General features: G+C 57.1%; 18 protein-coding genes. 12 read left to right on the top strand and 6 right to left on the bottom strand.

What is annotated here, in order from left to right:
* Window positions 1–6: 6 nt before the first annotated feature.
* The 4 genes from pcaC to BFV97_RS11820 are packed head-to-tail and all read left to right on the top strand — an operon-like array spanning window position 7 to window position 2586.
* A complete protein-coding gene (pcaC, locus tag BFV97_RS11835; protein ID WP_069300578.1) occupies window positions 7–387 on the top strand; it encodes a 4-carboxymuconolactone decarboxylase in 381 nt (126 codons plus the stop codon).
* Entirely contained in the window at window positions 384–1121 is a 738-nt protein-coding gene (gene pcaH / locus BFV97_RS11830) for a protocatechuate 3,4-dioxygenase subunit beta (RefSeq protein WP_069300577.1), read from the top strand. The genes pcaC and pcaH overlap by 4 nt, the downstream gene beginning before the upstream one ends.
* Before the next feature lie 2 nt (window positions 1122–1123).
* On the top strand, window positions 1124–1738 hold the full coding sequence (gene pcaG, locus BFV97_RS11825; RefSeq protein ID WP_069300576.1) for a protocatechuate 3,4-dioxygenase subunit alpha: 615 nt from the start codon (window positions 1124–1126) through the stop codon (window positions 1736–1738).
* Between the two features lie 8 nt (window positions 1739–1746).
* Window positions 1747–2586 carry a 3-oxoadipate:acetyl-CoA acetyltransferase gene (locus BFV97_RS11820; protein ID WP_069300575.1) on the top strand — a complete coding sequence of 280 codons (840 nt, stop codon included), beginning with the start codon at window positions 1747–1749 and terminating at the stop codon, window positions 2584–2586.
* A 35-nt stretch (window positions 2587–2621) separates the two neighbouring features.
* Here BFV97_RS11820 and BFV97_RS11815 read toward each other — a convergent pair whose 3' ends face one another.
* Window positions 2622–3938, bottom strand: a complete 1317-nt coding sequence (locus BFV97_RS11815) for a type I glutamate--ammonia ligase (RefSeq protein WP_069300574.1) — start codon at window positions 3936–3938, stop codon at window positions 2622–2624.
* Window positions 3925–4779 carry a MurR/RpiR family transcriptional regulator gene (locus BFV97_RS11810; protein ID WP_069300573.1) on the bottom strand — a complete coding sequence of 285 codons (855 nt, stop codon included), beginning with the start codon at window positions 4777–4779 and terminating at the stop codon, window positions 3925–3927. The genes BFV97_RS11815 and BFV97_RS11810 overlap by 14 nt, the downstream gene beginning before the upstream one ends.
* Before the next feature lie 147 nt (window positions 4780–4926).
* Here BFV97_RS11810 and BFV97_RS11805 point away from each other — a divergent pair, with 147 nt between their 5' ends.
* The 7 genes from BFV97_RS11805 to BFV97_RS11775 are packed head-to-tail and all read left to right on the top strand — an operon-like array spanning window position 4927 to window position 12258.
* The gene (locus BFV97_RS11805) at window positions 4927–6708 is read left to right on the top strand and encodes a branched-chain amino acid ABC transporter ATP-binding protein/permease (RefSeq protein ID WP_069300572.1); all 1782 of its coding nucleotides are present in this window, start codon (window positions 4927–4929) and stop codon (window positions 6706–6708) included.
* 27 nt (window positions 6709–6735) lie between these two features.
* Entirely contained in the window at window positions 6736–7890 is a 1155-nt protein-coding gene (locus BFV97_RS11800; protein ID WP_069300571.1) for an ABC transporter substrate-binding protein, read from the top strand.
* A gap of 12 nt (window positions 7891–7902) precedes the next feature.
* A complete protein-coding gene (locus BFV97_RS11795; protein WP_069300570.1) occupies window positions 7903–8619 on the top strand; it encodes an ABC transporter ATP-binding protein in 717 nt (238 codons plus the stop codon).
* Window positions 8620–8622: 3 nt separating this feature from the next.
* Window positions 8623–9516 (top strand): branched-chain amino acid ABC transporter permease, encoded by an 894-nt coding sequence (locus BFV97_RS11790; protein ID WP_069300569.1) that lies wholly within the window; start codon window positions 8623–8625, stop codon window positions 9514–9516.
* Between the two features lie 2 nt (window positions 9517–9518).
* Window positions 9519–10298, top strand: coding sequence for an N-formylglutamate amidohydrolase (locus tag BFV97_RS11785; protein WP_069300568.1), 780 nt, complete (start codon window positions 9519–9521; stop codon window positions 10296–10298).
* Window positions 10295–10942 (top strand): cysteine hydrolase family protein, encoded by a 648-nt coding sequence (locus tag BFV97_RS11780; RefSeq protein ID WP_069300567.1) that lies wholly within the window; start codon window positions 10295–10297, stop codon window positions 10940–10942. Before BFV97_RS11785 ends, BFV97_RS11780 begins: the two co-directional genes overlap by 4 nt.
* Complete coding sequence (locus tag BFV97_RS11775; protein ID WP_069300566.1) at window positions 10939–12258, top strand: aspartate aminotransferase family protein; 1320 nt, start codon at window positions 10939–10941, stop codon at window positions 12256–12258. The genes BFV97_RS11780 and BFV97_RS11775 overlap by 4 nt, the downstream gene beginning before the upstream one ends.
* 93 nt (window positions 12259–12351) lie before the next feature.
* Here the strand turns inward: BFV97_RS11775 and BFV97_RS11770 are convergent, their stop codons facing one another.
* The 4 genes from BFV97_RS11770 to dctP form a co-directional block, all read right to left on the bottom strand.
* Window positions 12352–13056 (bottom strand): type 1 glutamine amidotransferase, encoded by a 705-nt coding sequence (locus BFV97_RS11770; RefSeq protein WP_069300565.1) that lies wholly within the window; start codon window positions 13054–13056, stop codon window positions 12352–12354.
* An 18-nt stretch (window positions 13057–13074) separates the two neighbouring features.
* Window positions 13075–14370: a TRAP transporter large permease gene (locus BFV97_RS11765; protein WP_069300564.1), complete on the bottom strand. Its 1296-nt coding sequence runs from the start codon at window positions 14368–14370 to the stop codon at window positions 13075–13077.
* Between the two features lie 2 nt (window positions 14371–14372).
* Window positions 14373–14834 (bottom strand): TRAP transporter small permease, encoded by a 462-nt coding sequence (locus tag BFV97_RS11760; RefSeq protein ID WP_157888320.1) that lies wholly within the window; start codon window positions 14832–14834, stop codon window positions 14373–14375.
* A 98-nt stretch (window positions 14835–14932) separates the two neighbouring features.
* Window positions 14933–15916: a TRAP transporter substrate-binding protein DctP gene (dctP, locus tag BFV97_RS11755; protein ID WP_069300562.1), complete on the bottom strand. Its 984-nt coding sequence runs from the start codon at window positions 15914–15916 to the stop codon at window positions 14933–14935.
* 140 nt (window positions 15917–16056) lie between these two features.
* On the opposite strand from dctP, the gene BFV97_RS11750 reads away from it, so the two are divergent.
* Window positions 16057–16710: a TetR/AcrR family transcriptional regulator gene (locus tag BFV97_RS11750; RefSeq protein ID WP_069300561.1), complete on the top strand. Its 654-nt coding sequence runs from the start codon at window positions 16057–16059 to the stop codon at window positions 16708–16710.
* Window positions 16711–16826 lie beyond the last annotated feature (116 nt).

The following is a 16826-nucleotide window of genomic DNA, read 5'->3' as shown; positions in this document are numbered from 1 at the left end:
ACTTTAATGACCACGCGTTTTGACACAGGCATGGCCGTGCGCCGTGACGTTTTGGGTGCGGCCCATGTGGATCGTGCCGAAGCGGGCAAAAGCGCCTTTGACGAACCGTTCCAAAGCCTGATTACCGAAGGGGCTTGGGGCACGCTCTGGGCGGATGACACGATTTCGCGGCGGGATCGTTCCCTGCTGACGCTCACGCTCTTGGCGGCGATGGGGAATTTCGAAGAAATTCCCATGCACATTCGCGCGACGCAGAATACTGGTGCCAATCCGGAAGAGGTGATGCAAGCGTTCATGCACGTTGCGGTCTATGCAGGGGTGCCAAAAGCAAACCATGCGATTAAGCTGGCCAAGGAGACTTACAAGGAATTGGGGATAGACCTATGAGCCCGATCAAACCCACTGGCGGTTTTATCCCGCGGGACCGGAACTGGCAGCCCGATGCGCTGACGCCCCCTTATAAAACCAGCGTAAAGCGCAGCCCGCAAGCAGCGTTACTGTCCTTTCCCACAACCCTGTCCGAAGAAACCTCTCCGGTGTTCGGGCACAACATTCTGGGCGAACTTGATAACGACCTGATCCTGAACTACGCCAAACCGGGTGAATCTGCCATTGGTCCGCGGATCATTGTGCATGGTCGCGTACTTGATGAAAACGGGCGCGGTGTACCGGGTGCATTAGTGGAGTTCTGGCAGGCCAATGCAGGCGGGCGCTATCGTCACAAGAAAGAGGCGTATCAGGCCGCGCTTGACCCGAACTTTGGCGGTTGCGGGCGGACGATCACGGCGGAAGACGGCTCTTACGAGTTTCGCACCATCCAGCCCGGCCCCTATCCCTGGCCAAACGGAATGAACGACTGGCGTCCTGCCCATATCCATTTTTCGGTGTTCGGCCACGGGTTTGCACAGCGTCTGATCACCCAGATGTATTTTGACGGCGACCCCCATATCAAACTCTGCCCGATCGTCGGGGTTCTGAAAAGTCAGGAAGCGGTGGATGCGCTGACGGCCCTTTTGGACATGAACCGCACCGTTCCAATGGACAGCCGCGCCTATAAGTTTGACATGGTATTGCGCGGACGACGGCAGACCTATTTTGAGAACCGCAAGGAGGGGCTGTAACCATGACCCAACGGCTCGACTATCTGAAAGAAAGCCCCAGCCAGACCGCCGGTCCTTATGTGCATATTGGGTGTACGCCGAATTTTACCGGCATTGAAATTTACGGCGGGGATCTTGGCACCTCGATGAAAACCGGTCCTGTAAAGGGAGAGGAGATCACCATCAAAGGCGTTGTCTATGACGGCACCGGCACACCGCTGCGCGATGCGATGATCGAGATCTGGCAACCGGATGCGGCGGGGCTGTTTGCCTCTGCCAACGAAACCCGTGGACAAGCCGATCCGAACTTTACCGGATGGGGCCGATCGCCGGGCGATATGAACACGGGCGAGTTTACTTTTGAAACCGTAAAGCCGGGCGCTGTGCCGTTTCCGGACGGGCGCATGCAGGCGCCACATATCACCGTTTGGATCGTGGCGCGGGGCATCAATCTTGGCCTTCATACCCGTATCTATTTCGCGGATGAGACTGAAGCCAACGCCGCCGATCCGATCCTGACACGGATCGAACACCAGAACCGTATCCCGACACTGCTGGCTGAAAAATCGGCCGATGGCAGCTATCGTTTTGACATCCATCTACAAGGCCCGAAAGAAACCATCTTTTTTGATATTTGAGAGGCATCATGGAAAACCCCTGCATTATCTGCGTCGCGATCACCGGTTCCCTGCCGACCAAGGCGAACAATCCGGCGGTTCCGATAACCGTGGCCGAACAGGTGGATTCCACGCAAGAAGCCTTTGAGGCAGGGGCAACCATCTTTCATGCCCATGTCCGCAACGATGACGAAACACCTTCTGCCGACCCCGAGAAATTCGCGCGCCTGAAGGAGGGGTTGGAAAAACACTGCCCCGGCATGGTTATCCAGTTCTCCACCGGAGGCCGGTCGGGGGCGGGCAAGACGCGGGGCGGCATGCTTTCGCTTGCGCCGGATATGGCATCGCTGTCCGTTGGATCGAACAATTTCCCGACGCGGGTGTACGAGAATCCGCCGGAACTGGTGGACTGGCTGGCGTCCGAGATGCTGGAATACGGCATAAAGCCAGAGGTCGAAGCCTTTGACCTTAGCCATGTTCTCAAAGCGGCAGAGATGCACAAGAAGGGACAGATCAAGGATACCCCTTACGTGCAATTTGTAATGGGCGTGAAAAATGCCATGCCAGCGGACCGCGAGGTGTTTGATTTTTACATCAAAACCGTGAAGCGCCTGTTTGGAGAAGATACGCCGTGGTGTGCCGCGGGGATTGGTGCACAGCAGGTGGTGTTGAACGAATGGGCAATTTCCAGTGGTGGTCATGCCCGCACAGGGCTGGAAGATAACGTGCGCCTTGACCGCGACAGGCTTGCGCCTTCTAACGCCGCATTGGTGCGCCGCGCGGCTGAACTCTGCGAGAAATACAAACGCCCTGTCGCCACATGGCAGCAGGCCCGCGAGATCCTTGGGGTTCCTCTCAGGACTGCATGAAAATATGCGCGGGGCCGGATCGCAGCCCCTCCGCTTTAATAAACTGCCTCATAGGCGGCACAGCGTCCGGCTTCGTCCATATCTTGAACCACGCTTAATTCGCCCCGTTTATGGGAAACATACACGGATGGGAATTGTCCGGGGAACCAGCCGCAGACGGTTTCGTTGCTCTGAAAACGGTCCAGCGCGTCTTCAAGGGATTGGGGCAGGCGGACATAGCCCCGTTCGGCCAGCGCCTTTGGGGACAGTTCGGACAGGTCTTCTTGTGTCACGGCAGGGGCGGGCAGGTTTTCTTCGATCCCCTGACACCCCGCATGCACAATCGCTGCCAGTGCCAGATGGGGCGAAGCCGCAGCATCTGCCGCGCGATATTCAAAGTTATACTGACGGGCAATCTTTTCGGGGTCATCCGAAGTGACAGGGCAAATCCGGACGGAGGCTTCGCGGTCGCGGAACCCCAGATTGTTGAAAGCCGCGCTCCAGCGGTGCGGGGTTAGCCGCAGATAGGATACTGCGGAAGGCGCGGTCAGTGCGACGATACTGTCGAGGTATTTGAGGATCCCTGCGATGAAAGACCCCGTGATTTTGGACATCCCGAACGGTCCCTCAGCATCCCAAGTGGCCGGCTTGTCTGCGGCATCGGTAAAGCTCATGTGGATATGGACGCCATTGCCGACGCCCGCTGTGTCGCGGATCGGGGTGAAGGTCACGGCTTCATCATGGTAGCGGGCGGTCATTCGGGTGACTTCCCGCAGGATCACTGCCTCATCCGCGACACGCACGCCCTTGGCGGGACCGTTTGTGACCTCATACTGGTTCTCGCCGTATTCCTTCATGAACGTATCGGTCTCTAACCCGCCCTGTTCCAGACCCGCCATCAGGGATTCCCCGAAGGCGCGGCGCTGTGAGAACCCGTTCAGCGTATAGCCCTGCGGCCCTGCGGGAACATCACCGCGAAACTGGAATTCATGCTCGAATGCGCCCAGCAGTCCGACACCGCCAAGCTGCTCCAGCCGCGCAAGGGCCGTTTTAAGGATAGACCGCGTGCAACATTCCCAAGGCGCGCCTTGCAGATCGGTAATATCCCCAAGCGCGAAACGCTCCACCGGAGCCTTTTCGCCAAGGTTCAGTTCCACCAGCGTTTCCGCGTCAGGTTTCAACAACAGATCGCCAAGCGCACCGAACGGCCCCTCTGCGATATGCTCAAAGCAGGTGATCATCACATTTGTCGGGGTCCAGCCAACGCCCTTTTTCATCCGGCTGTCCAGCTTGGACAGCGGGAAGGCCTTGCCCCGTGTGATACCGGCCAGATCCGATGTGGCTGCAAAGACCAGCGGTTCAGTTGTTTTCATCATTTGCTCCAAATTCGATACGATTGGCATCCCATGCTTCGATGCGGTCTTTTGTTTTGTCCCAGTTGGATTCCGCCACGCGGGTCACAACCCCCTCCACTAGCGCCATTGCGCCTGTGTAACAGTCCCAAAGCGTGCCGTTGTCGATCGGCACGGCGATCACTTCGGTCGCGTGGGTGGCCACAGGGGACAGCCATTTGTCGGTCAGCAGGATAATCTGCGCATTGCGGTTGCGCTGTGCACTGGCGGCCAGCGGCGTCAGACTTTTTTGATAGCGCCGGAAATCTGCCACCAGAAGGACATCGCGCGGTCGCATGCGCAACAGGTATTCCGGCCAGACTTCGGGATCGGGGGGCAGGTGAAACACCTTGCCCCTGATCTGGCGCAGGTGACGGGACAGATAAGAGGCGAGCGTATCGCTCATCCTGCCGCCGATCACATATACGCTGCGTTTGGGATCGCTCAGCAGGGTGCAGACCCGTTCGAACTGGGCATCCGTTACCGCCTGCGCGGTTTCATTGACGATCCGTTGTGCCCGCTCCATAAAGCCTGTCAGATAAGCGCCTTCCACTGGCACGCTGGTCTTTTGCAGATCAACGGGGGACCGCTGGCCGTCTTTCAACTCGCTGATCAACTGGCGCTGGAAATCCTGATAGCCGGAAAAGCCGAGTTTGGATACAAAGCGGGATATGGACGGCGAGGAGGTTTGCGTCTTTTGCGCCAGCTCCTGAATCGGCTGCAAACCCGCAAAGGGATAGTCTACCAACAGGCTGGCGCTCAGCCGCCGTTCGGTCGCGGTCAGCTCCGCAGACATATCTTCAATGCGGCTTTTTACGTCCATGTCGGTGTCCCTTGTCGCAACGCTTCCGGCAGAGCCTGTGGCGTTCGTGACAATAAAGCAAACTAAAAGTTTTGTGTCAAACAGAACAAAAATCTTGACTGTGAAAGTTTTATGTCAATGCTGTTCCTACACGAAACGGGACTCCTGATGACCACTTCACCTGCCAGACATCTTCTTGCATCCCTCGCCGGCATCGTTGTGCTGGCTGTTGCCGCCAGCCTTGTGGCAACGGCGCTTGGCCCTGCGAGCGAACGTATCCTGACCGTGTTTTTCATCTCTTTGATCGCGGTTGTAGGTATGGGGCTGTATTCTGGGAACAGCGGCATCCTGAGCTTTGGGCATCTGTCTTTTATGGGCATCGGCGCGTATGTATCAGGGCTGCTGACCCTGCCTGCGCAGATGAAAATGGCGACCTTGCCCAAGCTGCCGGACTGGTTGGCGGCGACAGAGACCGGGTTTCTCAGCGCAATTCTGATCGCGGTGGTCGTTACCTCGGTGCTGGCCCTGATTGTGGGACTGGCGCTTAACCGGCTGGAAGGATCAGCGGCGACGATTGCAACACTTGGCCTGTTGATCATCACCCACGGTGTCATCATCGGCTGGCGCGATGTGACCCGCGGTTCGCAATCTTTCTTTGGTGTCCCGCGGGAAACAACCCTCTGGGCCGCGGCGGTTTTCTGTATTCTGGCCCTAATCGCGGCAAGGCTCTACCGCGATTCCGTTTCGGGGCTGCGGTTGCGGGCGGGACGCGAAAACGCCATTGCCGCCGGTGCGGTTGGTGTAAACATTCGCAAGGAGCGGCTGATTTCATGGGTGCTGAGCGCGGCAATCATGGCCTTGTCCGGTGCGCTAATCGCCCACTTCCTTGGCGCGTTCAGCCCGAAAAAATTCTACTTTGCAGATACGTTCCTGTTGCTGGCGATGCTGATCGTGGGTGGCATGTCCACTGTGACAGGTGCCATCACAGGGGCTGTGACCATCACATTGGTGACAGAGATCCTGCGCCGCTTTGAAGGCGGGTTCAATCTGGCCGGACTGGAAATGCCCGCTGTCTTTGGCACCACGCAAATCGGTATCGGCCTGATCATTCTTTTTGCCATGTTCCGCAAACCCGAAGGACTGGCCGGGCTGAAGGAACTGGAAGAACGCTTCTTCCCCGGCCACCGCGTTGATCCGGCACAACCCGCAGCGGCAGGGGCGGCGAAACCTGTCGATCCGACCCCGTTGCAGGGGCAAAATCTGACCATGCGGTTTGGCGGGCTTGTCGCGGTTAAGGATGTGTCCATCACGGTGCACAGCGGGGAAATCGTCGGGCTGATCGGTCCGAACGGATCGGGCAAGACGACGCTTTTGAACATGCTGTCCGGCGTGCTCGCCCCGAGCGAGGGAAAGGTCCTGCGCGGCGATACGGATCTGACGCAGGCGAAACCATACGAGGTGGCGAACCACGGGATTGCCCGCACCTTTCAGAACATCCGCCTGTTTGACACGTTGACCGTCTATCAGAACGTTCTGATAGCGGCGCTGTCCACCAACAAGGGCGAACGGGCAACAGAGCGTTGCGAAAGCGCAATTCAGGCTATGGGGATCAGCCAGTTCGCCGGCAGTGACGCCAACACCCTGTCTTACGGCGACCAGCGCCGTGTGGAAATCGCCCGCGCGCTGGCCTGTGAACCCTCGCTTCTGTTTCTGGACGAACCGGCGGCAGGTATGAACCGCGAGGAAACCGATGATCTGATGGCGACATTGCAAAAGCTGACAGGGGAACTGGGGCTGGGTGTGCTGATCGTCGATCACGACCTCAAGCTGATCAACCAGCTTTGCGACAGGATCATCGTATTAAACGAGGGCGCCGAGATCGCGCAGGGCGTTCCCGAAGACATAAGAAAAAATCCGGCCGTCATAGAAGCCTATCTGGGTCATTCCTGACCCGCCAACATCAACATGGAGAAGACAATGAAAAAGTTACTTACTCTTACAGCTATAGGGGCGCTGCTTGCGGCACCCTCCTTTGCCGACACCCTGCGCATTGGCGCGGCCACGGCACAGACCGGCGGGCTTGCGCCCTATGATGCGCCGGTGATGGAAGGCATCCACATCGCTATCGACGAAATCAATGCGGCTGGCGGGATCGGCGGAACCACCAAGATCGAATTGATCGAAAAAGACGTGCGTTCCGATGCGGCGCAGACCTCGATCGCGGTGCAGGAACTAGTGGACACCGGCATTTCCGCCCTGATCCTTCCCTGTGACGCTGATCCGGCGCTGGCTGCAATCGGGATTGTATCCTCGGCAGAAATTCCGGCGATTTCGACCTGTGCCTCCTCTCCGACCCTACCGATGATCGGGGGCGATTACATGTTCGCAAACTTCCCCGGCGATAACGTACAGGCAACTGTTTCTGCGGCTTGGGCGCAAGAGCAAGGGCACGACACCGCTTACATCATCTATTCGCCCGACAGCCAGTACACCACCATGCCGCTCTATTTTGCCGAAGTGTTTGAGAAAATGGGCGGTACGGTGCTGGGTCAGGACACCCATTCCATCGGCCAGCAGGATTTCTCGGCCATCGCCACACGCATCGCGGCGCTGCCGGAACAGCCCGATGTGATCATGACTTCATCCTACGAACCTGACTTCCCTTCAATGCTGAAAGCCCTGCGCTCTGCCGGAGTGACCAGCCAGATGATCGGCTCTGACGGCATCGACAGCCCGACAACATTCTCGCTTGGCGAGGCTGGTGAAGGCGTTGTCTTTACCACGGCCGGTTACGCCGAAGACGGCTCTCCGCTGGCGGCATTCAATGCGAAATACAAGGAAACCACAGGCAGTGAGTCCGAAACTGTGTTCAACGCGGTGGGCTATGATCTGATCAAGGTGATCGAGGCAGCGGTTCTGGCAGCAGACGGGTCAACCGATCCGAAAGCGCTGCGCGATGCGATTGCAAATCTGGAAAACGTGCAGGGTGCGACCAGTGCGATCACTTATAAGGGTACGGATGGTATGCCTGTGCGTCAGGTGTCCCTGATCCGCGTGAAGGATGCGGGCCGTGAATTTCTTGGCTCCCCCAGCCCCGATGCCGCGCTGATCCCAGCGCCGCGTATGCAATAAGGACGCCGCCCCATGCAACCGCTTCTGTCCGCCCACGACCTTCACGTCAGTTACGGCGCTGTGAAAGCGGTGCGCGGGGTGAATTTTGAAATCCGGCAAGGCGAGATCGTCGCCTTTCTGGGCGCGAACGGGGCCGGTAAATCCTCTATAATGAATGCGATTACCGGCCTTGTTCCCACCGCCTCCGGTCAGGTGACGTTTGAAGGGCGCGACATTACCGGCGCCGCGCCCGAAACGCTCGCCCCGAGCGGGTTGACCCTGTCACCCGAAGGGCGGCGGGTGTTTGGCACGCTAAGTGTCGCGGACAATCTGCGGATGGGCGCCTTCGCCCTTAGTGACAAAGACGCGGTAGAGGCCGCCTATGCGCGGGTCTACGACCTGTTCCCGATCCTGCTGGAACGGAAAGACCAATATGCGGGCACCCTGTCGGGGGGTCAGCAACAAATGCTGGCGGTCGGTCGGGCGCTAATGTCCAATCCCCGTGTGCTGTTGCTTGACGAACCCTCGCTCGGGTTGGCACCGCTGATCGTGGACCAGATATTCGATCTTATCCTGAAACTGCGAGAGCAAGGCGTGACGCTTTTACTGGTGGAACAGAATGTGGCCAAGACGCTGCAAGTGGCAGATCGCGCCTATGTTCTGGTGAACGGCGAAGTGGTGGAGCAGGGCAAACCTGCGGAACTGACAGCCAGTGGCACCATGCAAGATGCCTATCTAGGAGCGAACTGACCTATGGATATTTTCCTACAGCAAACCGTGAATGCGCTGGCGCTCGGGGGCACGTATGCGCTGCTCGCACTGGGGCTGGCGGTGGTGTTCTCCATCATGGGGCTGATCAACTTCGCCCACGGCGAACTGATGACCATTGCGGGATATGTGCTGATGTATTGCGGCATTGCAGGGGTGTCTTTCGTGGTGGCTGTGCCTCTTGCGCTGATGGCTTCCGTGCTGGCGGCTGTCCTGATGGAACGGATCGCCTTTCGCCCGGTGCGCAACGGGTCGGGGGCAACCATGCTCGTCACCAGTTTTGCCGTGGCAATGATTTTACAAGTGCTGTTCCAGAACCTGATCTCCACCCGCTCCCAACCGGTTTTGCTGCCGGCCATGCTGTCGGACAGCGTACATATCGCGGGGATGGTGATCGGGGTGAACAAGCTCGCCGCGATTATCGCGACGGTGGTGATGCTGGTGTTCCTTGACTGGTTTATGAAACACCAGAAAACCGGAATTGCCATGCGCGCCGCAGCCGAGGATTTCGCCGTGGCCCGCCTGATGGGAATCCGCGCCAACACAGTGATTGCCGGGGCATTTGCCCTGTCCGGCCTGCTGGCTGGCGTGGCGGCGGTGCTTTGGGTCAGTCAGCGGGCCTCGGTCGATCCGTTGATGGGGTTCATGCCGGTGCTGAAAGCCTTTATCGCGGCCATCCTTGGCGGGCTCGGGTCTTTACGCGGCGCTGTGGCCGGTGGCTTTCTGCTTGGTTTCATCGAGATTTACCTCTCTGCTTTCCTGCCCCCTGAAATGCAGGAATTCCGTGAACCGATCGGGCTTGGGATTGTCGTCTTGGTCTTGCTGTTCCGTCCCAACGGACTTATCCCCTCGGCCACTTTGAAAGCGGAGAAAGTTTGATTATGAACTCTGGTACGACACCGCAAAACAGCCTGCTGGGGCCGGATGATCCCACACCGTATGAAGTGGTTAACCCTAACAGTGCCTATCCGGTTGTGCTGGTCTGCGAACATGCAGGGCGCAGGATTCCGGAAACGCTCGGGCGTATGGGGCTGACGGGGGACGACCTGACCGCCCATATCGCATGGGACATCGGTGCGGAGGCCGTGGCGCAAAAGGTTGCCTCGCAGCTTGGCGCGACGCTGGTGTTGCAACGCTACAGCCGTCTGGTGATTGACTGTAACCGCCCGCCCGAAAGCGAAACCGCAATGCCTGTGGTCAGTGACGGGGTGGTGGTGCCAGCGAACCAGAACCTGACACCCGAACAAAAACGCCAGCGTATAGACGAAATTTTCACGCCTTATCAAACGGTCGTGGACGAACAATTGGGCAAACCGGCCTGCAACGCGGTGCTGTCAATTCACAGCTTTACCCGCAGCATGGCCGGGCAGCATCGCCCGTGGGACATCGGTTTTCTGTTTCGCAACGATGAAACCACATCCCGAACGCTGGCCAGCGCGTTTGAAGCATTTGTGCCGGCAGAGCGTATCGGCCTGAACGAGCCTTATCAGATCGACGATGAAAGCGACTGGTTTGTGCCCCGCCACGGAGAGGCAAAAAACCTGCCCCACAGTTTGATCGAGATTTGTAACGACCAGATCGCTGACGGCGAAGGCCAGTCCCGCTGGGCGGAATGGCTGACGCAGGCGATCCGCATATTTGTAGAAAAGGACCTGAAATGACACTGACCCGCGAAGTCCCTTTGGTGTTGGACCAATCCGCCCTGCTGTTCATCGACGTGCAAAATTTTGCCGCCCGTCGCGATGGCGGAGAGTTCAAGGACATGCCGGACGCGGAATTTGAGGCGGAATACGGCTGGTTCTTTGACCAGATGAATACCCGCGTCATCCCGAACATGCAGCGCCTGCAATCTGCGTTTCGTGCGGCCAAGGGAGAGGTGTTGTATACTACCATCGAAAGCCTGACCAAAGACGGACGCGACCGCAGCCTTGATTACAAGATCACAGGGTTTAACGTTCCCAAAGGGTCATGGGACGGAAAGGTGATCGACGAAATCGCCCCGGGTGACGATGAAATCGTCTTTCCGAAATCCTCTTCTTCCGTATTTGTGTCGACCCATATTGACTATGTGTTGCGCAATCTCGGGGTGAAACAACTGGTGATCAGCGGCATCGTTACCGATCAATGCGTTGAAGGCGCAATCCGTGATGCCTGTGATCTGGGCTATCTGGTCACGCAGGTCACGGATGCCTGCATGACCTATTCGCAGGAACGCCACGACCATTCCATCCGCACGATCAAAGGCTATTGCCGTCAGATGACCACGCAAGAGCTGATCGACGAACTGGCGCAGGTAAAATCATGACCAAAGCGCCGCTTTATTCCCGCGATAAAGCGGCGCTGTCCACCTTGCAGAAACTACGGTTCTTTCCGCTGGCGGTTGAGCGGGGCGAGGGCTGTTACCTGATCGAGGAAGGTGGCCGCCGTTTGCTGGATCTGTCGGCTTCTTGGGGCGCGGCCAGCCTTGGGCACGGGCATCCGGCCTTGCGCCGCGCAATCGACGGGGCGCTTTCAGGGCAGGCGGGGGCTTCTATCCTGTCGGGTACGAATGCGGTTGCTGTGGAACTGGCTGAAACCCTGCTGCGCCTGACACCGGGTGCGGCGGAGCGCCGTGTCTGGCTTGGCCATTCGGGAAGTGATGCCAATGAAACCGTGGCGCGGGTCTTGCCAGCGGCGACAGGGCGCCCCCGTATTATGGCATTTTCAGGAGCCTATCACGGTGGTACGCAAGGCTCTATGGCGGTGTCGGGCCATAGCGCACAGGAAGGTGTCGCCAAGGACGGCGGGCTGACGCTGGTGCCTTATCCCGATCCTTTCCGCCCGTTTGAAGGGGATGCCAGCGGGCAGGCTTTGCTGGATCACATCGAACATCTGCTGGAAACCACCTGTCCGGGAGAGGACGTCGCCGGCTTCTTTCTGGAACCGATACAGGCGGATGGCGGGTTGATCGTGCCGCCGACGGGATTTCTTGCCGGATTGGCAAAGCTTTGCGCCCGATACGGCATTCTGACGGTCTGTGACGAGGTCAAGGTCGGACTGGCGCGGACAGGTTCCTTGCATTGTTACATGCACGAAGGATTTACGCCGGATATACTGGTGCTTGGCAAGGGTTTGGGTGGCGGTTTGCCCATTTCTGCAGTGATCGGTCCGGCTTGGGTGATGGATCACGCGACAGCCTTTTCCATGCAAACCCTGCACGGCAATCCGGTCTGCGCCGCTGCTGCGCTTGCCGTGCTGGACAGGATCGGTGCGGAACATCTGGCGGATGCGGCCCGCACGACAGGCGAGGTTTTGACGGGCTGCCTCCGCGCAGGGGCCACGGAGATACCGCAAATCGGGGACATCCGCGGGCGGGGACTGGCCATCGGGGTGGAACTGGTCGACCCGCAGACCAATGCCCCTGATCCGGATCTGGCCCGAAAAACCGTCTACCGCGCTTGGCAGCTTGGGGCTGTGTTCTACTACGTCGGGATGCAATCAAACGTGTTGGAACTGACGCCACCGCTGACACTGACGGCGCAACAGGCCGAAGAGGGCGCTGCGCTGCTGTTGCAGGCGGTCACAGATGCAAGCGCCGGTCTGGTCAGCAACGCCGAGGTCGCGCCCTTTGCAGGGTGGTAGTTTAGCTCGGGGTAGCAGGGAGGCTTGGCCATCTGCGGCGGATTTCCACCAATCGCGGCGGCGACATTACCGTAACGTAGCGCACCCCCGCGTTCACTGCACAGCGAACAATTTTGCAAAAGCGCGTGCGACAACATCAGTATCGCCTAGCCCGATGTTCTTGACCGCAGATATTGCCAGCTCGGCCGGAATTGATCCTTCTGAGTCCTTAAGGATCAGGGCCGAGACATATTCCGGCGCGAATTCAGGGTGAAATTGGATGGACAAAGCCTTATCCCCATAAGCAAGTGCCGCCCAAGGGCAATGATCGTTCCCCGCCAGTGGCGTCGCGGTGGGCGGCAATTCCACCACTTGATCACGGTGAAAGGCCAGTACCTGCAATATATCTTGGCCGAACCACGTACTGCCCACTGATGTGGCTCGATACTCGGTTTTTCCAACGGACCAGCCGCTTTTACACAAAGCCACTGTGCCACCCATCGCCTCGGCAATTAACTGGTGGCCGAAGCAGGCGCCGCCGACTGGGACACCGCATGATATAACCTGACGCACAAAATCCCGAAGGCTGTGAATCCACGCAATGTCGTCATAGGCACTGTTAAGCGACCCGGTGATCAGGTACCCGTCGTAATCATCAACCGATGCGGGTAAATCGCCCTTATACGCCGCGATACACGAAAAACGGGCATGTGGCAGGACTGGCGACAACCAGGTTTCGAACATGTCGCCGTAGGTGCCCGCAATGCCCACAAGATCGTCGCTTGGCGTGTCCGCTTCCAGAATGCAGATTTTCATCATTATTAACCGGTCCTAAATTTAGTGAACGCCCAAAAGTCGCGGCACAAACAGCGACAGCGCGGGGAAGAAGGTGACTGCGATCATGATGGGCAAGGCCACAAAAACGATCATCTGCAAGGCGGGCAGGACCGCGTGATGGATTGACACCTTTCCGATGCGGCACGCCATATAAAGGATCGGTGCCACCGGCGGGCTGTTGGCCCCGATCACAACCGAACAGGCCACGATTGAGCCGAAATGCACGGGGTCAATGCCAACGTCCCGCATCAAAGGCATGAACAGCGGCGCGATAACCACCGTAACCGAAAGATCATCCATAATCATCCCGACAAAGATCAGGAATGCGTTGACCAGAAGCAGGATCAGAATGCGGTTGTCAGTCAGGGCAGCAACGGTTCGGGTCAGATCCTGTGGCACGCCTTCGGACACCATCACGCGCCCTATCATGAAGGAAAACAGCAGAATGAAGATGATGGTTCCTGTGGTCTGCCCCGCTTCAACGAAACTATTCCACAAGCCGCGGAACGTCAGATCGCGGTAGATGAAAAAGCCGATGAAGATCGCCACCACGCAAGCGATAGCTGCCGCCTCGGTCGGGGTAAAGACACCGCCATAGATGCCCCCAAGGATGATGACCGGCATCGACAGCGCGGGTAGCGCCTTGCCGAAAACCATACCGCCCCGTTCCCGAGCTTGTCCCGGTATGCCCGTTTCGGCATCGACAGGAAGAAAGCGTTTGGCCATGAAACGGTTGAAGATTATCAAAGCGACCAGCAGCATGATACCGGGCACAATCGTTGCTGCGAACAGCGCTGTGATCGACTGCCTTGTGACGACTCCGAACAAGATCATTGTTAGCGATGGCGGGATCAGGATCCCCAGCAGCGATGATAGCCCCAGCAAGGCAGAGGTATAGCCGCGCGGATAGCCCCGTTCTGCCAGCGGATCCACCATGATCGTGCCGATTGAGGCAACAGCCGCTGTTGCAGTGCCAGAGATCGCACCGAACACGCCGGATGACAGGACGAGCGCCGCGCCAAGGCCACCTTTGCGTCCGCGCACCATCAATTCCATAAAACCGATCAATCGACGCGCGACACCGCCGCTTTGCATCAGGTATCCCGCAAGAACGAACAGTGGCAACGCCAGCAGGATCACTGAATCAAGCGATCGAAACCCCTGTAATAGCAAAGTTGTGGTGCTGACGTCATAAGCCCAGATCAGGAACATCAGCACTCCGGCAAAGCTCCAAGCGACGGGAATGCCGAACACCATCAGCCCGATCAGGATAAGTATTGCCCAAATTGGTTCCATGATCAGGCCCCCCTGTTGCCGTGAACAAGTACGCCTGCCGATTTGATGATATCGCGAAGGGTATAGGCGGTGCCCACAACCGCCGCCGCGACCAATGCAGCCTGACCGTAAAACAAAGAAATGCCCAGTCCCGGGGTGACTTGCGGTCTGTGTAGCGACCAATCAATCATGTCCTTTGTTAAAGACAAAAAGAACAGCCCAAACACAAAGATGATCACGGAAACCGCGACTTCATGGGCCGCACGAAGTCGGGGGGAGTTGAGTGACTGTGTGATGAAATCGACCGTGATATGTTCGCGGTTGCGTGACGCGACGATTGCGCCAACCATATAGAGCCACAGCGCACTAAGTGTGGACAGCTCTAGCAGGCCGACGATCGACCAGCCGAAAACAAACCGCGACAGGATCAAAAAGCTGATAAGACAGATAATCGCTGCGGTGCTGACGAAGATCACAACAGACATAAGTCTCATCAACCAGCGGTCGAAAAAATCAAAAAAGGTCCGCATATATCCCCCCGATTTAGAATGGCGGCACCCGTTTCAGGGCGCCGCTGCTTTGGTCACTTTGCGTTTGCGCGCATCTGATCTACGATTTCCGAGCCGATATCGGCTTCCATCAATGGCCAGACTTCGGCGCGTACATGCTCGATCATCGGTTGCAGGTCTTGCTCACTCGGCTCGAAATATTCCATGCCACCTTCAATAGCGATCGCGACATTCTTTTCATCTTCGGCTTTGGCCGCGCTGAACTGCTCTTCCATGATGGTAATCGCAGAATCCCGGATCAGGTCCTGATGCTCTTGCGAGAGGTTATCCATGCTTTGCGCATTGGCAATCAGATTGCCGGTGACAAAGATGTGTTTTGTGCGAACGTAGTAGTCCAGTATTTCTCCGAAATACTCATAATCCCAATAGATGACGTTCCCGGCATCGCCATCTACTACGCCAGTCTGGATTGAGGTAAAGACTTCAGACCAGTCGATAGAGGCTGTTTGATAGCCCATTGCCTGAAGTGTTTGCGGGATCGGAAAGAACGGGGGCGTGCGAACCTTCAAGCCGCTCGCGCTCTCAATGTCCAACGCGTAACTGCCGCGGGTCGCAACGCCAGCAAAACCTTCGGGCCATGCGCCATAATAGCGGATGCCAAGATCCGCGAAGACAGAATTAAGCGTTCCATTGACCCAGCCGCCCGGTTGATAAGCGACCAGCGCTTCTTCCCACGACGTCACCATGTATGGCGCATTCAGCACGCCAATGCGTTTATCATATGATGTCGATGGCCAGCTTAGCATAAGATCCACATCGCCAGCGACGAACAGATCGAACACTTCAAGCTGTCCGCCAAGTTGGTTCTGATAGAAAACGCGTACGTCGATCTCGCCGTCAGATCCCTCTTCGATCAGTTCCGCCCACTTCGCAATGGCATTCCCCGATGGTGAGCCTTCTGGTCCCGAGTCAGTTGCAATCTTCAATGTTGTCCCGGCCGCAGCCTGAGTAGCGAGCAATGACAGAACCGCCGCGCCTTTGATGATCCAGTTTTTCATCTGTGTCCTCCCTTGAATCGCTTCCGAGCAATTCATCACTTTTCGTAACATAACGGGTGTTATGTTCCTATATTGTTAGAGATGAACTATGTAGCTTGTCAAATACTGGCTGCCGATTGAGAGGATTTAATGTGGGTGCAATGAAAACGACGGGCGAGAACAGCAATAAGAACAACCCGTTAACACGACAGGATTGGATTGATACGGCCCGCACTATGCTGATTGAAGAAGGGGTTTCCAGCCTAAGCCTGCGACGAATCGCAAGCAGATTGGGTGCCACAACCGGCGCGTTTTATTGGCTTTTCTCAAATCTGGAAGATATGCTCGCAGGGTTGCGAAAAGACTGGGAGACGCGCAACTCTGCCGCCTTCGACGCCATTTTCGATCATTCCAAGCTGGATTGTTATGAAAAATACATCGGATACGTGCGCGTTGTATTAAAAGAAAGTGGCTATGACCCGAAATACGATAGCGCCATGCGCGACTGGGCCAATTCCAATGAATTGACGCGGGAAGTTCTGACACGCGTTGACAATAAGCGCATCTCCCAATTGCAAACTATGTTTGGCGAGATGGGCTTTAATCAGCGCGCCGCCAGAGTGCGCGCCTTAATGACTTATTTCCATCAAAGTGGTTACTACTGGATGGGCGTAGAAGAGACGCTTGAAGAACGATTGGCAAACATACCTTACTATGCGGAAATTCTGATCGGATCCGATTTCTTTTCAGAAGACATGACGCACAACGATCTGCGCAATCTTATCTTGGGCGAACAGGCAGAACATAACGCCTGACAGATATGGCCAATTTTCCAAGCATAATCGGGGCGGAAAGCCCGCCGGTGGAAAGAGTACAACGACTAATATGATGAAGGGTCTGACGATGGAATTTGTCAGCCTTATTTTCATCG

Source organism: Neptunicoccus sediminis (assembly GCF_001719615.1).
Taxonomy (GTDB): domain Bacteria; phylum Pseudomonadota; class Alphaproteobacteria; order Rhodobacterales; family Rhodobacteraceae; genus Amylibacter; species Amylibacter sediminis.
This window is presented reverse-complemented; position numbering and strand designations above follow the sequence as displayed.

Excerpts from the sequence above, each read along its gene's own strand:
- BFV97_RS11820 (WP_069300575.1), top strand. The coding sequence starts at position 1,747 with ATGGAAAACCCCTGCATTATCTGCGTCGCGATCACCGGTTCCCTGCCG.
- BFV97_RS11770 (WP_069300565.1), bottom strand. The coding sequence starts at position 13,056 with ATGATGAAAATCTGCATTCTGGAAGCGGACACGCCAAGCGACGATCTT.
- BFV97_RS11790 (WP_069300569.1), top strand. The coding sequence starts at position 8,623 with ATGGATATTTTCCTACAGCAAACCGTGAATGCGCTGGCGCTCGGGGGC.
- BFV97_RS11795 (WP_069300570.1), top strand. The coding sequence starts at position 7,903 with ATGCAACCGCTTCTGTCCGCCCACGACCTTCACGTCAGTTACGGCGCT.
- BFV97_RS11750 (WP_069300561.1), top strand. The coding sequence starts at position 16,057 with ATGAAAACGACGGGCGAGAACAGCAATAAGAACAACCCGTTAACACGA.
- BFV97_RS11785 (WP_069300568.1), top strand. The coding sequence starts at position 9,519 with ATGAACTCTGGTACGACACCGCAAAACAGCCTGCTGGGGCCGGATGAT.
- BFV97_RS11765 (WP_069300564.1), bottom strand. The coding sequence starts at position 14,370 with ATGGAACCAATTTGGGCAATACTTATCCTGATCGGGCTGATGGTGTTC.
- pcaC (WP_069300578.1), top strand. The coding sequence starts at position 7 with ATGACCACGCGTTTTGACACAGGCATGGCCGTGCGCCGTGACGTTTTG.
- dctP (WP_069300562.1), bottom strand. The coding sequence starts at position 15,916 with ATGAAAAACTGGATCATCAAAGGCGCGGCGGTTCTGTCATTGCTCGCT.
- BFV97_RS11800 (WP_069300571.1), top strand. The coding sequence starts at position 6,736 with ATGAAAAAGTTACTTACTCTTACAGCTATAGGGGCGCTGCTTGCGGCA.
- BFV97_RS11760 (WP_157888320.1), bottom strand. The coding sequence starts at position 14,834 with ATGTCTGTTGTGATCTTCGTCAGCACCGCAGCGATTATCTGTCTTATC.
- pcaG (WP_069300576.1), top strand. The coding sequence starts at position 1,124 with ATGACCCAACGGCTCGACTATCTGAAAGAAAGCCCCAGCCAGACCGCC.
- BFV97_RS11805 (WP_069300572.1), top strand. The coding sequence starts at position 4,927 with ATGACCACTTCACCTGCCAGACATCTTCTTGCATCCCTCGCCGGCATC.
- BFV97_RS11810 (WP_069300573.1), bottom strand. The coding sequence starts at position 4,779 with ATGGACGTAAAAAGCCGCATTGAAGATATGTCTGCGGAGCTGACCGCG.
- pcaH (WP_069300577.1), top strand. The coding sequence starts at position 384 with ATGAGCCCGATCAAACCCACTGGCGGTTTTATCCCGCGGGACCGGAAC.
- BFV97_RS11815 (WP_069300574.1), bottom strand. The coding sequence starts at position 3,938 with ATGAAAACAACTGAACCGCTGGTCTTTGCAGCCACATCGGATCTGGCC.
- BFV97_RS11775 (WP_069300566.1), top strand. The coding sequence starts at position 10,939 with ATGACCAAAGCGCCGCTTTATTCCCGCGATAAAGCGGCGCTGTCCACC.
- BFV97_RS11780 (WP_069300567.1), top strand. The coding sequence starts at position 10,295 with ATGACACTGACCCGCGAAGTCCCTTTGGTGTTGGACCAATCCGCCCTG.